Origin of the sequence: Dulcicalothrix desertica PCC 7102 (genome assembly GCF_003991905.1) — a bacterium.
Classification (GTDB): domain Bacteria; phylum Cyanobacteriota; class Cyanobacteriia; order Cyanobacteriales; family Nostocaceae; genus Dulcicalothrix; species Dulcicalothrix desertica.
Genome location: NZ_RSCL01000030.1, coordinates 48,320 through 64,590 on the forward strand (window position 1 = coordinate 48,320; position 16,271 = coordinate 64,590).

At 39.2% G+C, this 16,271-nt stretch carries 15 protein-coding genes; 5 read left to right on the top strand and 10 right to left on the bottom strand.

The features are described 5' to 3' along the window. Positions 1-121 precede the first annotated feature (121 nt). The 5 genes from DSM106972_RS41875 to DSM106972_RS54290 all read right to left on the bottom strand — a co-directional run bounded on the left by DSM106972_RS41875 (position 122) and on the right by DSM106972_RS54290 (position 5,714). Positions 122-1,336, bottom strand: a complete 1,215-nt coding sequence (locus DSM106972_RS41875) for a damage-control phosphatase ARMT1 family protein (protein ID WP_127086253.1) — start codon at positions 1,334-1,336, stop codon at positions 122-124. 5 nt (positions 1,337-1,341) lie between these two features. Beyond that, on the bottom strand, positions 1,342-1,866 hold the full coding sequence (locus tag DSM106972_RS41880; RefSeq protein WP_127086254.1) for a DUF5673 domain-containing protein: 525 nt from the start codon (positions 1,864-1,866) through the stop codon (positions 1,342-1,344). A gap of 90 nt (positions 1,867-1,956) precedes the next feature. Continuing rightward, complete coding sequence (locus DSM106972_RS41885; protein WP_127086255.1) at positions 1,957-3,906, bottom strand: FAD-dependent oxidoreductase; 1,950 nt, start codon at positions 3,904-3,906, stop codon at positions 1,957-1,959. Positions 3,907-3,994: 88 nt separating this feature from the next. Continuing rightward, entirely contained in the window at positions 3,995-4,657 is a 663-nt protein-coding gene (locus DSM106972_RS41890) for a TetR/AcrR family transcriptional regulator (protein WP_233787112.1), read from the bottom strand. An 82-nt stretch (positions 4,658-4,739) separates the two neighbouring features. Further along, a complete protein-coding gene (locus DSM106972_RS54290) occupies positions 4,740-5,714 on the bottom strand; it encodes an aromatic ring-hydroxylating dioxygenase subunit alpha (protein WP_127086256.1) in 975 nt (324 codons plus the stop codon). A 241-nt stretch (positions 5,715-5,955) separates the two neighbouring features. Between DSM106972_RS54290 and DSM106972_RS41900 the strand changes: the two genes are divergently transcribed. Further along, complete coding sequence (locus DSM106972_RS41900; protein WP_127086257.1) at positions 5,956-6,459, top strand: hypothetical protein; 504 nt, start codon at positions 5,956-5,958, stop codon at positions 6,457-6,459. Positions 6,460-6,511: 52 nt separating this feature from the next. Here the strand turns inward: DSM106972_RS41900 and DSM106972_RS41905 are convergent, their stop codons facing one another. Together DSM106972_RS41905 and DSM106972_RS41910 are read right to left on the bottom strand one after the other, a co-directional pair. Next, positions 6,512-7,600 (bottom strand): glycosyltransferase family 4 protein, encoded by a 1,089-nt coding sequence (locus DSM106972_RS41905; protein ID WP_127086258.1) that lies wholly within the window; start codon positions 7,598-7,600, stop codon positions 6,512-6,514. Between the two features lie 993 nt (positions 7,601-8,593). Further along, positions 8,594-9,724 (bottom strand): Gfo/Idh/MocA family protein, encoded by a 1,131-nt coding sequence (locus tag DSM106972_RS41910; RefSeq protein WP_127086259.1) that lies wholly within the window; start codon positions 9,722-9,724, stop codon positions 8,594-8,596. A 375-nt stretch (positions 9,725-10,099) separates the two neighbouring features. Here DSM106972_RS41910 and DSM106972_RS41915 point away from each other — a divergent pair, with 375 nt between their 5' ends. Continuing rightward, the gene (locus DSM106972_RS41915) at positions 10,100-10,720 is read left to right on the top strand and encodes a DUF3611 family protein (protein WP_127086260.1); all 621 of its coding nucleotides are present in this window, start codon (positions 10,100-10,102) and stop codon (positions 10,718-10,720) included. Between the two features lie 18 nt (positions 10,721-10,738). On the opposite strand, the gene DSM106972_RS41920 is transcribed toward DSM106972_RS41915, so the two are convergent. From DSM106972_RS41920 to DSM106972_RS41930, 3 genes are all read right to left on the bottom strand, one after another. Beyond that, complete coding sequence (locus tag DSM106972_RS41920; protein WP_127086261.1) at positions 10,739-11,488, bottom strand: SDR family oxidoreductase; 750 nt, start codon at positions 11,486-11,488, stop codon at positions 10,739-10,741. A gap of 69 nt (positions 11,489-11,557) precedes the next feature. After that, positions 11,558-12,148 carry a TetR/AcrR family transcriptional regulator gene (locus tag DSM106972_RS41925; RefSeq protein WP_127086262.1) on the bottom strand — a complete coding sequence of 197 codons (591 nt, stop codon included), beginning with the start codon at positions 12,146-12,148 and terminating at the stop codon, positions 11,558-11,560. 306 nt (positions 12,149-12,454) lie between these two features. Continuing rightward, positions 12,455-13,159, bottom strand: a complete 705-nt coding sequence (locus DSM106972_RS41930) for a TetR/AcrR family transcriptional regulator (RefSeq protein ID WP_127086263.1) — start codon at positions 13,157-13,159, stop codon at positions 12,455-12,457. Between the two features lie 120 nt (positions 13,160-13,279). On the opposite strand from DSM106972_RS41930, the gene DSM106972_RS41935 reads away from it, so the two are divergent. From DSM106972_RS41935 to DSM106972_RS41945, 3 genes are all read left to right on the top strand, one after another. Further along, on the top strand, positions 13,280-14,461 hold the full coding sequence (locus tag DSM106972_RS41935) for a cytochrome P450 (RefSeq protein WP_127086264.1): 1,182 nt from the start codon (positions 13,280-13,282) through the stop codon (positions 14,459-14,461). Between the two features lie 155 nt (positions 14,462-14,616). After that, positions 14,617-15,924, top strand: coding sequence for a glycosyltransferase (locus DSM106972_RS41940; RefSeq protein WP_158632965.1), 1,308 nt, complete (start codon positions 14,617-14,619; stop codon positions 15,922-15,924). Positions 15,925-15,949: 25 nt separating this feature from the next. Further along, positions 15,950-16,255 carry an AAA family ATPase gene (locus DSM106972_RS41945; RefSeq protein WP_233787113.1) on the top strand — a complete coding sequence of 102 codons (306 nt, stop codon included), beginning with the start codon at positions 15,950-15,952 and terminating at the stop codon, positions 16,253-16,255. The last annotated feature ends 16 nt before the right edge of the window (positions 16,256-16,271 follow it).

The window sequence follows — 16,271 nt, forward strand, 5'->3', positions numbered from 1 at the left end:
TTAGCTACACACTCTTGTGGAGCGGGCATCCTTGCCCGCCTTGTGAAAATAAAAGGGACGGGCAAGGATGCCCATCCCACAATATTTACAAGACTTGCAAGAGTTATTTTTATTTATGATGTTAATTTTGGACTAGTTGAATTACACCCCATTGACCGTTGGTTAGCCAATTTGTATCGCTTGGCGCCACTTTTTCGATGATTTCTGATTTTATTCCTGCGGCAACTTCAGATTTTAGAGTGCGTAGTGCAAGTAATGGCGCCGGGAAATAAGAGATAATATCGTTGATGTTGGTGGTGTAGTCCCAGTGTCTATCACCGAGTAATCGACGGTAATTTGCGTCACCTTTAATAATTGTCAAGTTACTAGCAGCTAAATCATTTCTAATTACATCGGGCATTTCCCAAAAGGCTAATGGAGATGTCCAAAAGTAATCGCTGCTTAAAACTAGTTTTCCTAATTCCAAGTATTCTTGTAGACGGTTTGCTAAAAATGTTACATCCCAATTATTTGATTTAGCAAAAAATTCAATTGTTTGATGTACATCTAGAATCATGGCATCTGAGACAAAAGTGGGATGTGGTTTGAGATGTAACTTAATTTGTTTGGCTAAACCGCTACCGAGTAAAAAATCAACCAAACATAAATCGCAAACCAACTCAAACCCAGCATTATCAACAACTACATCAAAACGTCCTTGCTGGTTCTTGTTAATTAAATCAACTACCGAAGCTGCATCGTTGACTAATATATGTGCTTGCTGAGTCTGAATATCAAATTGAGTGCGGTCGGTTTCAAATGCAGACCACAAACTTAAATCAACGCGATTACCCCATAAAGCAAAATATAATAAACCTAATAATGCTTCTTCTGATTCAGAATTATCTAACCAGCTATTAACTTGATGACATAGTGTAGTAATAGCATCAAAACCAGTTTCTAAACCTTGACGTTTTTGGAGTGCGAACGGGTCAACACCTTGCGACTCACCAGGAGCAAAATAACCAGTGATATTTAAAATCAAACGATAAAAATAAGTTTCAGCAAAAAACCAGGGAATATCAACCCAACGTTGCCCAAGAAAAGATTGAAGGTATTCATTCCATCTGGTAAAATCGGTGCCTGTGTCATCTACCAAAGATTGTATATACCCAGTTGGTAAAGCACTAGCAAGTTGTTCTAAACTATCATTAACTGTACTAGTAAAAGAATTTTCAGCTATAACGCGACGAGCAATAGCAGGCATTCGTTGCGTAACAGTATACTCTGTAAACGAACCAACTTCGGCGCCGACAAGCGGAGATGGTAAAGGCAGTTTAGGAAGTGATGTAGTCATGCCATTTAACCATTAATAGTAGGAACATACTGCCGTAACAAATCATCAACAGGTTGTCGCTGTAAAGACTTGACTATCAAATTAGAGACCCTTTTAGCCAAACGACTCGAACTTCTTATAGCTAATACATCAACATCTGGTTCCGAAGGATTTACATTCCATTCATAGAATAGAATTTTTTCCCACCTAATAAACACCCCATCCCCCAGCCAAATGCCATTTTCCATGAGTGAGGGTTGATATGTAAACCCATTTAACAACATGTAAATACCAAAAATGAGTCGAGAGACACCAGCTATTCCTTCAGAAGTGCTGTTATCTGTAATGAATGAGCGAATCGATATTGCTGCTGACACTACAAACAGTATTCCAGCAAGGAAAGCTAATACTTGACCGATATATCTCCCACGATTGGGAATTGTTAGCAGTGACCGACCAGCTTGTGTTCTCCCCACTGCCAAGTTGAAAATCAACCAGAGAGCTAATGGAATCAAGAGAATATATAAAATGTCACTAATTTGAAGTGCCATTATTGTAATATCGACTTTAGTCGATTTAATAGAACGGTTTTGATGTCAACATAATATTCCAATCTTTCTTAAAATTAAGCGATAAAACTATTAAATTTCTAATAAACCCTCTGGATTTACCGATAGTATTTCACGTCTTTGTAGCCCTTCTGAGTGTAAAATTTCGTTTGCTGCTAACAAGCCACTACTGACAGCACGCTCCATTAACCCGCACGGAAAAGGCATTTTAACCCAATCGCCTGCATAAATTAAGTTATTAATATTACTGCGAGTTTCGGGACGTTCTGCGTAACTATTAGGTGGATATCCAGAAAAGTTTTTTTGGTTGACTAGTTCACGGTGCAGGATATTAGCTTGCTTGAGTTCAGGAACAATATCATACAGTTCCTGCTCAAAAGTTGCGAGCAGTGCGGATTGAGTCGGAAACTCTTTCTCTTTATAGCAATAAGCATGTAACTCAACGACACTACCACCTGTACGTTGCGACCAGTCGATAAATTGCTGCTGGATACGGTGATATAAAGTAATGCTGTCTGTGAGTGCGTAACCAGATAGTGATGTAAAATTGCTTTGTTCCCAAGCAAAGTCACGGTCGAACCAAAAGCGACATACTGCAAAGGGGTCTGCGATGCTCAACTTTTCGATTTGCTCACGTGCTTTTTGATTAACGTCTCCATCTAAACGCTTGAATAGCTGTTGCACCCCAGGTACATCAGTGGCAAATATATAGTAATCTGCTACGACCGTCTCTGGTTTCACAGATTCTGGTTTAATTGCAACTAATTGTAACTCGTCACTGTAACCAATCTTTGGGCGCCCAATAATATCAAACTTGGCTAAATCTCTTTCTGCTGGTCCTTTCAAGACCTTGCCATCTGCTGCAAATACTGCACCATGACAAGGACAGTGAAATTTACCATCGTCTGCCATTTTTACGGTACACCCTTGGTGAGTACAAGTTAGCGAGATAGCTTCTTGACTATTTTCTGCCACTGCGAACACTTCGTCTGCGGCGCCAAAATATTCAAGAGTGCTATTATCGGCAACAATAGGATTACGCTTTACAGTAAATGGTACATCACTGGCGCCGCTACCCACTTGATACGTGAGTGAGTTGACGCTGTTATTTTCGGCTTGAATTTGACTAACAATTGCATTCGTAACAACTTGACCACCTTTACTTTTTATTGCATCAACAATTGGTTGCACTAAACTAGTACCCATATCATCTTTAGTACCATTAAAAGCTAAACCTTCGGGGTTGCCAAAAAAATAAAAGTGGAAGAACTGCATTAATTCTCCCACACTCATTAAATCAGGTGCATTCAAACTTGACTTGGCAAAAGGTAAAAAGTATAAGTCATACAAACCTTGAGGAAAATCTTTTGCTACCCAATCAGCAACCGAAATACTATCAAAACGTTGATAATTCTTTTCACGCTCAAATCCACCTATTGCTTGAAACACCTGTAAATGTTTAATTTTTGTTAAATTTATTCCCCACTGCAAGCGATTTGGTGAAGCAATTGCCAAATCAACAATATTCCACGGAAAAGCTGAACTGCTAGGACGAAATACCTCTGGTTTATAGTGTTCGCGGTAAACAAGCGAATAAAAATTTAACGATTGAAAGTTTTCTGTAGCGTTTAAATCTTTAACTAAACTATTTAAATTATAATACTGCGGAAAAAACCCATGAAAACCATGTTCCATTCTAAACTTATCGGCGCCGACATTAACCTGCCAACTAGCAATTTTACCTCCAAACTGCGGAGATTTTTCTAGTAAAGTTACCGCAAATCCCCTTTGACTCAATTCGTAAGCACAAGCTAAACCAGCTAAACCTCCACCAACTACCACAGCAGTCTTAGGTTGAGTTAAAGTCAATGGTAACAAAAGATTATCTTTTTGAAATACCGTTGGTTTGGGTTTAACAAAGCGTGAATATCCCATCACAGAGGCAACAGTACCAACACCAAATAATTTTAATAAATTTCGACGAGAAATAGGAGTTTCTGGCAAATTTGAAAGTGTAGTCATAGATTAATTATTATGCAACGCCCGGTGTATTGTACTTATTTCAACAAATATAATCTACCTATCAATCGGTAGGTAAAGGCGAAAAAAATTATTTCGGAGTCAGTCCATCTAACAAAACATCTATCATTTCATTAACTATGACTTGTTTTGCTTCAACTCCTGAACCAGGTATCACCATTGGAATACTTTCCATTACCGATAAGAAAAACCCAGCCAGTACATTTGCACGACAACAACGAATTTCTCCTTTTTGCTGTGCTACTTCAAACATTTGCTGTACAGGGATAAATATACATCTACGAGAACTCGCCGATAACTTCTTAAGATTTTCTTCACTTAAACATGGCATATCGGTGTGCAACATACTCAAGAGATGCACAGGTGGTTGAGAGAGAAACCAGTTTGCCGCACAATTTAGCTGTACGCGTAAATTATCTTGTTGTTCTATTGCATTTTGTAAACCTTTATGATGATGCTCAAACTCAAGCTCAGTAACAGCTACATATAAATGCTCCTTACTCTCAAAATGATAGTACAGTGAAGCTTGCCGAATTCCCGCATATGAAGCAATATCTCGCATTGTTACATTACTATACCCGCGCGCACGAAACAATCGCTCTGCCGCATCAATCACGCGCGAACGTCCGTTACAAATAGTTGATTGCTTAGAGAGTGGCGCCTCAGTCAATGTAAACTTACCTAACGTTTGGTAGTTAAATATTCGTAGTTGATTGTAGCGTAAAACTGGCAACGGATATAACGGATGTAACGGATAGTTAATTAGCTTAAAATAAGTTAATAAATAGATTCGAGATTAAATCTTAAAGGTAACTTTAAATACAGCCAAAAGTCACGCCTTGTTTTTTTAACCACTTACGGTAAAGCATCGAGTAACGGTCAGTTGGAAGATTTACCTCTGCTTGTAAATCAAGAGGAAGGTGAGATGGTCTTTGTGACTCAATAATCGTGCGGTCTTCAGACATAATTTTTGCCTCTGTAGAGCACCATTGTTCATTTGTCACATTATGCACGCCTTTGAATGCTGTTACTGACCATGCAATACACTCTTGCTCCGAAACAGGTGTAACGGCAAATAAACTCGTCATGTTAACTTCAGGATTCCCACGCTTGTAATATGCCAACAAGGGACGGAATATATAAAACTCGTAGTTAGAAAAAGTTTTGCTAAGTTCTGATTTTCCTGTTTCAATATCTAATTCCCATAACCCAAACTTAAAGATAAGTTTATCAGAATGTTCTATAGCTTCTCCTAGCTCAACTTCTGGTAAATTTGAATTAGAAAAAGTCCCTGAATGTACGAACGGTATATGTGCGGGGTCAAAGAAATTTTCAATTACACGCAGCGAACTTGTTTTAAACCATTGAGGATTACAAACAAATTTAGAATAATCTGCGTCATCCCACTCTGGTAAATCAGGAATATCATGTTGAGGAGTTCCAAGACAAACCCAAACTAAACTATAACGTTCTTTTACTTGGTATGTTTTAATGCAAAGTCTGATAGGCGCCGTTGTTTCTGGAGTCCCTGGAACCTTTATACACTTACCTTCTGTATTAAATACCAAACCATGATACGGGCAAATTAAAGTATTATTATTAACCCATCCTAATGAAAGTTTAGCTCCTCGATGTGGACAATAATCTTGCCATGCGTGAATAGACGTACCATCATGCCAAACAACAATATCTTCTCCTAGTAAGCGTTTTGGCAGAACGGCGCCAGGTTTTAATTCTTGAGCGTGCGCGATAACGTGCCAGTCATTTAATAATACCTGGTCTTTCTCCATAAATACCAGCGGCTAATGTGTTGGGAAATTTACATGATTATAATATCGCAATCAGCGCATGATTCATAAAATTTGCACATTGTAGAGACGTTACATGTTTAGTCTCTACATCTAATTGTGTATATTTATGGCGCCATTGTACTAATAATACAAATCTTTCTCAAGAATGAGGTTTGCTTAGGCGCACGAGTTTAAATTTTTAGATAAAACTTATTTTAGTGTAGTTAGAGGTAATAATTATATGAACTATCTTGTTGCAGTATTACCAGACAGAATACAAGCGGAAGCTGCATATACTGCACTTGAAAAAGAAGGTTTGCCTACAAATCAAATTGATATTTTAGGAAAAGGCTACAAAAGTGCTGATGAGTTTGGGTTAATTAATCCTGAACAGCAAGCTAAAAAAGGTTTCAAACGTTTGTCGTTATGGCTAATTCCCTTTGGCTATGTTGCTGGTTATGCCTTTAATGTTTTAACGGGTATTGAAATACTTCCCATTGGTCATCTTGGTAATCATATTTTTGGAGGAGTATTAGGAGCATTATCCGGCGCCTTGGGTGCGTACTTCGTAGGTGGTGGAGTTGGCTTAACAGTGGGTAGTGGGGACGCTTTACCCTATCGGAACCGCCTAGATGCAGGCAAATATCTTGTGATAGTTCGAGGGACACAAGAATTAATTAATACGGCAACCCGGACTCTACGCTCCTTTGAACCAGAGAATCTGCAAGGGTATGCAGAGGCATAAGCTTGATAACGAAACTAACAAAAAAGGTGGATTGAACTTATCCACCTTCTTCTTAATTCATGCTCGAAGCAGCAACAACTGAACCTTTAAAGTGTCCATTTGTCTTTCCTAAACGCTCGGCAATAACTTGACGGTACACAGCTTCATAACCATCAGCCATTTTTTGAGCGCTAAAGTTTTGCCAAACATAGTCACGGCAAATGTTGCGGTCAAGAGCAACAGCTTTGTCAATAGCTTCGACACATTCATCAACGCTTTCACAGACAAAACCAGTCTTACCATGCGCGATAACTTCAGGTGTGGAACCCATCTTCATTGCAATAACTGGTGTACCAGCAGCCATTGACTCAACCATTACTAAACCAAAAGGTTCACGCCAAGTTATTGGGAACAGGGTTGCTGCCGCACGTCCCATAAGTTCATTCTTTTGAATGTGGTTAGCTTCACCTAAATACTGAATTTGCTCACCATCTATACGGGGCTTAATTTCGCGTTCAAAGTATTCAACGTCTACCACATCAACTTTACCAGCCATTTTTAAAGTCCATCCAGAACGCTTGGCAATTTCTATAGCGTGGTGTGGGCCTTTTTCTGGAGATATACGACCAACAAAGGCTAAATAAGGTTGTTCAGATGGTTGAGGGAAAAATTTATGGCTAGCAACATCTATACCGTTATAAACTGTTGCAACACAATTCAAATCTAATCTTGGTTCACGTTGTGAATCTGAAATGCTGATATACGGCTGACGCTTGGCGTGCTTGAACATCTTTTCATTGTCAGGCGTAAAAATACCGTGCAGTGTGTGAACTGTGGGCGTTGAAACTAAATTAACGAAAGGTAAGGAGCTAAAGCCGACATGAGAATGAATAACATCGAACTCCGAAGCCCTTTCGTAGACCCAATTAAGTTGCAGCATTTCATAAATGCCGTACTCTTTAACGTTTGAGTCCAACCGCAAAGCGCGGGGATGAACTGATTCGAGCTTTGCTAAAGTTAGCGAGTCTCCCGAAGCGAAAAGCGTTACTTCATGTCCGCGTCGAACCAATTCATCTGTCAGCAACCCCACCACTAACTCAGTGCCACCGTAACCTGGTGGTGGTACTCTTTCCCATAATGGAGCAACTTGAGCAATCCGCATTTTTTTCTCCTTAAATGTGATTTAGACACACTTGCGCTTGTTGAAGGCGCCTGTGATAGTCTTAATTGTGTTAATAAACGTTTAGCCGATTTAGCTGAATTTAGCTGAAATTTAGCTGAAATTTAAAAGTGCATTCGAGATTCTGATAAGAACTTTAAGGGTTTGAAAATCAAAACCTTATCTACCCGAAGTATTGAAGTTATACTACCACAAGAAATATTTTTATCGGAATATACCTTTAGATAGCTACTATAAAGACTGCTTAAACCAGGCACTTTAAGTATTGTTCAGTTTTAGATAAAGCTTTTTAAAACTGACAACTACCATGCGTAAGAGTTTTAGTACTACTATAATTGCTACAATAATAGTAAGCATTTAGTACAGCTATATAAACAAGCTGGTAAACGTATAATTAGCATTTACTCTATGAGAGTAATACTATACTCGTTTATTAAGTTTTTAAAGAAAGCTGTATGTTGTCATGAATCAGTAAAAATCTCACACTGCTTGCTTTTGCGTTGTAATTACTGATAGTTTATTGGATGATTATGAAAATGTTTTTATCGAATTTATGTATAAAATGTCAACAGTACGCAGGACATGAGGCGTTTTGCTCGAAGTAGTTTTTCGGGCAGCGTTAAAGATACTTCGCTCCGTTCCGTATGACACATCCGATACTTAATCAACGTTTTCGAGTCACAAACAGTGAATATTACCTTAAGTGCAGTTTGACAGTTGAAAATAGTAATCAAAATTACAGAAAGATTTAACAAACTGATTCATTTCAAATTATCTCGTCTGAATTCTTTGTACTCAATCTGTAAAATTCACCTTTGATATTGACTTATGGATAAAGCTAAATTGTGGGTAGGTGTAGTTTCCGTGCTTGTTGGCTACTGGGTACTAGTTAACTTGATGATGTAATATGTGGGTCAGGCATCCTGCCTGACCACTATTGTAGAGACGCGGGTAGAGACGTGATTAATCACGTCTCTACGATTTACCCGAAGGGTCAGCGGCGTGAACTAATTCTGGTTGTTGCTCGTTTGCTGGACGCTCGATAATTTGCTCGGCGCCTGGTCTAAGCTGTCGTTTAAATGTACCTAGTTTTACTGGTTTACCTGTTTGGGCAGATTCATAGATAGCGCGAATGATGCGAACATCGGCAAGTCCTTCTTCTCCTGATGGTTCGGGTTCTTTATTATTTAATACACAATCAGAGAAGTAAATAATTTCCGCTGCAAATTGATCGCCCGCTGAGAATGATTCTTCTTGTGTTTCTTGATTAATAGTAATTTGCTGCTTGAGTTCTCCTTGATAAGAGTAAGCAGAGTCCATCCGTAAATCACCTTTTGTTCCTACTACTTGGTAACTTGATACTGATGCGGCGCCGAAACTCGATGTAAATGTTGCGAGTCGCTCTCCAGGGAAGCGCATTATTACACTTGTCATTTCCTCTATTTTTTCAAACCGCTTTTCTCCGTTGTTAGCACTGACGGCAATAATTTCGGTCGGTTCGTCCTGAAACAAATAACGTACTGCGTTAATACAGTAAACACCCATATCATATACGGTGCCACCACCTATGGAAATATCTTCCATCCGAACGTTATCTTCAGCAACTTGCTGGGAAAATACTGAATTAAATATGCGGGGTTCACCAATTTTGCCTGATTTAATCGTTTCTATAGCCTGTAAATTTGCTTTGTCAAAATGTAAGCGATAAGCAATCATTAATTTGACGTTATTTTCTTTGGCTGCGCGCATCATGTGTTCGCACTCTTCTTCAGTTACAGCCATTGGTTTTTCACAGAGTATATGAATACCTTTATCTGCTGCTCTTTGAGTATATTCCAGGTGTAAATGATTAGGTAATGCTATGTATACGGCATCAATATCGCCGCTGTTGAGGCATTCTTCATACTGTCCGTAGGAGTAAGTTTTTACTCCGTATTTTTTGCCAAGTTCTTCTTGTTTAGTCGGGTCGTCAGAAACTAATGCTGTAAGTTGGGAATTAGACGCTTGTGCAAACGCGGGTAAGACTGTTTCTTGAGCTATCCACCCAAGTCTGACTACTGCGTAACGAATATGATGACCGTTGTTTGAGTTAGAATTATTAGCCATGAGTTCCTTTTTTATTTCAATAATATGAATATTGAGATAGAGAACAGAAATTATCTGCTTCTCAGGCTAGAAACTCATGGTAATAGTTCCATCTTCCTCGCGATGGAGAGAATTTATTATTTATCTTTATGTCATTTGGCTGTTGTTAAGTTATAAAAATTATAATCACGTATAATAATTATTATTTACAAACTTTTAACTAAATTTCAATAAAAATAGTTTAAAATCATAATTTTTTAATACCGCAGATAGAAGCTATTTATAATTAAATAACCTAATTATATGTAGAGACGCGAGGAACATCGCGTCTCTACAACGTTTTGTTTGTAAACAGAATATTTTTCATACATTAAATTAGCAACATCACCTTATAAAATGGAAACAAGGTCAAATACACAGGTTATAGAGCGGAAGCTAGAGCAAATTGGCAATATCTTGCGGCTTGCAGGATGGATTGGTTTTTGGGTAGAGCTTGGGTTTGCTGTTGCTGGGGGACTGACATTATTATTTGCGATTACCGGACGCAGTTTCAACCAAACTATTACATCTCCTACATCTGTACCAGGAGCAGCAGTTAATTACACTCAATCCACTACACCAGGTCTTGGAATTGGTATATTTTGGGCAGGTTGTGGAATATTACTGTTGCTATTTAATGTTTACTTAGCGTTTCGACAAACAAGACTAGCTAGACGACTCCGTAATGGTGACATTAGCACGCATCCTAAGAAATCTGAAGTGATGCAAATTGTGCGATGGGGTATTATTGCGAGTTTGGTAGGAATGCTCGCAACAATTATAGGAGGTGGCGTCACTCTAGCAGTACTACTTGCAAAATCAATTGCTGTACCTCAAGGTGTTGCTGTAATTGACCCCAATCGTATTATCCGCGCGCTTGATATTTTTGTTGCATTAGCAAATATGAATGGTATTACTGGAAACTTTGTAGGTTTAGTTGCGGGTTTAGGTATTTTGAATTGGTTACACCGAGAATAATATCAATACTTGTGGTGCTTAAACGTTCATATAGCCACCATCAACAACGATATCTGCCGCTGTTATGTAAGATGATTCATTGCTAGCTAGAAAAACAACAGCAGAGGCAATTTCTTCTGGCCTCCCAAAACGTCCTAGCGGTGCGGACTGCTTCACATATTCTCCAAAACTGTCGAGTGCTTCTGGTGACAACCCCATTTTGCTCTGAAAATTAGTAGGTATAAAACCGGGACTAACTGTATTTACTCGAATTCTACGAGATGCAAGTTCAGTAGCCAGGGTTCGGGCAAACGAACGTACAGCCGCCTTCGTTGCAAAATACACGCTGCCTGTTGCTGCTCCTTTCTCATGGACTGCCGACGCATTTAAAATGACGCTTGCTTCTTTGTTCAACAGTCCAGCAAGTTTCTGTACAGTAAAAAAGGCGCCTTTAACGTTGATATCGAATTGGTCATCGTAAAATGCCTCGTCAATTGCTTCCAGGGGTGCGAAAAGTCCGATTCCGGCATTTACAAATAGAACATCTAACCCACCAAATTCTACTTTCACTCGTTCTGCCAAAGTGTTCAGGTTTGAAAGCACTCGTACATCTGCTAGAACAGGAATTACGTTTGAGCCTAGTTCTTGGGCAGCAGATTGCAACCTCTCCTCGTTTTGTCCGGTAATAATCACTCGCGCACCATCTGCAACAAACTGCTTGGTAGTTTCAAATCCAATACCTGTCGTCCCCCCTGTTATCACCGCTGTTTTGTTCTGCAATCGTGCCATAGAAATACTTCCTAGTAAGTGTTAATCAATAAAACTTAAACTGAATGGTTTAAGTTTAGGTAAAAAAATTTAGGATTCTTTGAGAAGTGCCATTATTGCCTGAACGGTACTCACTAAAAGCGCTTCAGTGTCAACCGTTCGACCCAACAGAGCCATTCCCTGTGTAGTACAAAGCAACATTCGTGCTAAATCACGAGGCTTCGCTACCTGCTTAAGTTCTCCAACTTCTTGAGCGCGGGTAATAGCAGTACAAAAGGCATCCTCTACGTCTTGCAAGTAGCGCCGTAAGGTTGATGCAATTTCCTCGTCACTGGTATTAAAGTCAGCAATATTCGTGCCAAGCATACAGCCTTTGCTTCCTGGTAAGGAATGCATCTGTTGCAGATTTTGAAGCACTATCTCCAGATTTTCCAGAGGGGAACCCGGCGCCAAAAGCTGGTCTCGCATCAACTTCACCTCTGTTTTGGCATAATATTCGAGTGCTTTGAGAAAGAGCGAATGCTTGTTGCCAAACGTATCATACAGACTCTTTTTGCCAATGCCCATCACATCAAGCAGTTCAGAGAGACTAGCTGCCTCATAACCGCGCGCCCAAAACACCTCCATTGCCTTTGAGAGGGCAACTTCAGGGTCAAATTGTTTATTTGGTCCTCGACTCATATACACACCATAGCATTAATTAAACCGATTGGTCAAGGTTTAGGTATCGGATATGATAAAACTAATTAATATGATAAAAGTACCTTCAAACAATATCAGGACTTACGCAAAAATCCTAGAAACCTGGTTTTTTGGTCGATAATTTGTAATAAAAACGACGATTTGTCTGCGACAATGAATGGGTAGAAACCAGGTTTCTGTGCGTAAGTCCTAAATATAAGTTGTAACAGTATTAGGTAAATACAAATGAGTTCAGAACAAAATTTATTAGTAAAATGGCGTTCTAAATATATGGATTGACATAGTTTAAGCGAGTACACCATTTAACACTAAGTTAATTGCTGCTTGGGTGTAACGTTCAATCATTTCATCACTAAGTAACTCGACATCTGGGGTCAGATGTTTTAGGTTCTCATAGGCATTTGCATAAAAAACACATATTCCAGCTATAGTCAGTGTTGTCATGTATGGGTCTTGCTTACAAAAAGTCCCCTCTTGCATTCCCTTTTCTAATATTTTGGTAACATATGTAAGTGGTTGCGACCAATTTGTTTGCTGAAAATATTTACCTTGATTTTGGTTCGCTTCTTGAAATAACAACATTCCTTGATAACGATGCGAAATTTCATAAGCAATTACAGTTCGCAAAAAAACTTGTAGCGCTTCAATAGCTGGTAGTTCTTCCAAGTTCATTTGCTCCAACATCTGTTGAAATTCAGAAGCTGGTTGCTCCAACACCGCTTGATATAACCCTTCCTTACTCTGGAAGTAATAATAAATCATCCTCGGCGCCACTCCTGCACTTTTAGCTATGGCATCGGTTCGGGCGCCAAATAACCCATTTTTCGCAAACTCAATTACTGCGGCATCCAGAATTTGCTGTTTTGTTACCTCGGCATCACGAGTTACCCGGTTGACTTTTGATGATGGTTGTGTATTTTCTGTACTGCCCACAGTTGCATTTAGGTCGTTTTGCAAGCTTCCTATCTGACTGTACAAGCTTTTGCCCATACTTACCAGCTTTTAGACTGAAATTATGAATTAAATTTTTAATTAACTATTGACATATGGTATGCAGTTATCTCATGCTGTTATTTATGAAATAAATTTTTAATTCATTCAATACAAGCTATGCAACAACTCAAATCGGCTTTAGAAATGCCGGGTAGTTTTGGTGTACCAATTCTTCGCGACCTTCAATTTGCTGGAAAAGAAGGTTATTCTTTACTGCAAAGCTGGCAGCGCTACGGTTCGGTATTTAAAATGCAGCTTTTAGGGCAAAAGTGTGCAGTTTTAATAGGTGCCGAAGCAAATAAACTTGTACTTGTAGAGCAAGCAGAGCGTCTATCTTCTTATTTGGGTTGGCGATACTTTGTGGAACCAGCGTTTGGAAAAACGTTAATGATTCAAGATGGACAGCAACATTCAACAACACGACGCTTGATGATGCCAGCATTTCACGGTGCGGCAATTGCAAGCTATCTTGAGACAATGCAGGAGATTGTACAAGCTTGTCTTAGCGGTTGGGCTAATCTTGGTGAGATAGTCTTGATAGACTCACTACGAAAAATGACGTTGCTAGTAGGAGCTAAATTACTATTAGGAGTGCAAGCAGAGAAAGAAATCGATGAAATAGAGCAGTTATATAATGCCCAATTACAAGCTTCCCTCTCATTACTTAGAGTTAATTTACTATTTACAACTTTTGGAAAAGGGCAACTCGCAAGGGCATTGTTAAAGCAGCGACTCGAAGCAATGATTACAGAAAGAAGAAACCAGAATTTACAATCGTCACATGACGCACTGGGATTATTTTTAGCGGCAATAGACAGCGAAGGTAATGCACTGCCATTAAACCAAATCATGGATGAGATAATACATTTGGTCAATGCTTCTCACTTCACCACAGCGGGAATGTTGTCTTGGGCAATGTTTGAACTAGCAGCGCGCGCGGATTGGCGAGAGCGTCTTTCAGAAGAATTGGAACAAGTTGTTAAAGACGAATTAAATATCGAACATCTGCGACAATTACCGCAAATGACCAACTTTCTCAAAGAAATTGAGCGCTTATATCCACCAACATCATTGATAATTCGAGGTGTAGTCAAAGAGATTGAATATGCAGGATATAGAATAGAGCCAGGTTGGACAATAATTATCTCTCAATTTGTCACGCATCGTTTGCCAGAAATTTACACCCACCCAGAACAATTTGACCCAGACCGCTTTGCACCCGGACGCGAAGAAGACAAAAAAGTCCCCTTTTCATTATTAGGTTTTGGAGGTGGCGCCCATGTTTGTATCGGTCGATAATTTGCACTGCTAGAAATCAAAATTTTTCTAGCAACATTACTGCGTCACTACCGCTTTTCAGTAACACCACAATACTCTACATTGGCGCCTGTCTTAGTTCCTCCCAAAGCTCAAAATCAATTACGTGTACGTGTAACAAAAAAATAGTAATAATTGTGACTCGCTTTTTAATTGCTACAATTGCCGCTGCTGGGCACGTCAACCCAGCATTACCTATCGCGCGTAAACTTATTGAACGCGGACACGAAGTATGGTGGTATACAGGAAAAGGTTTTAAAGAAAAGATAGAAGCAACAGGCGCCCATCACGTTCCCATCCGCACAGGAATAGATTTAACAGATATTAACACCATCCCTCAAGCTTGGATAAAGCAAAAAGAAGCATTAAAGGGATTATCGCAGTTTAAATTTTACCTTAAACACGGCTTTATTGACTCAGCAATAACGCAACTAAAAGATTTAACTAATATATTAGATGAATTTCCCGCTGATGTTTTGCTGTGCGATGTGTTCTGCCTTGGTATATCGTGGTTACATGAAAAAACAGGCTTACCTTGGGCAGCGTTTGGCATGTCAGCACTACCTTTCAACAGCCGAGATACGGCGCCTTTTAGGCTAGGAATTTCACCTGGTAATTCTTGGGGGGAAAAATTACGAAATAGATTTCTTAATTACCTATCGCAGAATATTTTAATGCGTGATGTAACACTTCATCTTGACCAGCGTAGAGAAAGTGTTGGACTACCAAAGAAATCACAAGATTTTTTCACTGCTACTTTATCTCAATTTCTTTATTTACAAGGCACTACACCATCATTTGAGTATCCTCGTAGCGACCTTGCACCACAAATTCACTTTATCGGAACGTTTTTACCTCCGGCGCCTGCATTTACACCTCCTGCTTGGTGGGATGATTTGAAATTAGATAAACCTATAATTCATGTCACCCAAGGTACAGTCGCAACAGAAGCAAAAAACTTAATTTTGCCAACAATTGAAGCTCTTGCAAACGAAGATGTGTTATTAATTGTGACAACAGGAGGGCAACCAATAGAAAATCTACAGCTTAATCCAATTCCTCAAAACGTTAGGTTAGAGAAATTTATTTCTCATGCTTATTTATTACCTTATGTAGATGTAATGGTAACAAACGGTGGATTTAATGGTGTACAGACAGCTTTAGCTTTTGGTGTGCCAATGGTTACTGCTGGTCAAACCGAAGAAAAACCTGAAATTGGCGCCAGGGTTCAATGGTCTGGAACAGGCATAGACTTAAAAACTAGTACACCTACACCTCAACAAATTCGAGATGCCGTAATTAAGATTCTTAGGACACCTAAATATCTAGAAAAAGCAGAAAGCTTTAAAACTGAAATTAATCGATATGATACACCTACTCTAGCAACAGAATTACTAGAGCAATTAGCATTAACTAAAAATCCTGTATACACTACACATAGTTAACGCCTGAATATTGAGAGATTGTTCAATGACGGGGACTTATAATGACAAACAACTGTCGAGAATAGTTTTAAAAGGCTTCAAGTCTATTGCTGAGTGTGACCTGGAACTGTCGAAACTTAACGTTTTGATTGGAGCTAACGGCGCCAGAAAATCCAATTTCATCGGCTTTTTCCGTATGGTACAGCAGTTACTTGAGCAGAACCTGCAAATATTTGTTAGTCGCCACGCTAGTTTTTATGTACTATTAGGTTTTGGGCGTAAAACAACGGAGCAATTGAAGTTTCAGTTATACTTTGGCAACAACGGGTATTTTGCCGAGCTTGAACGGTAATTAATATTAGTATCAG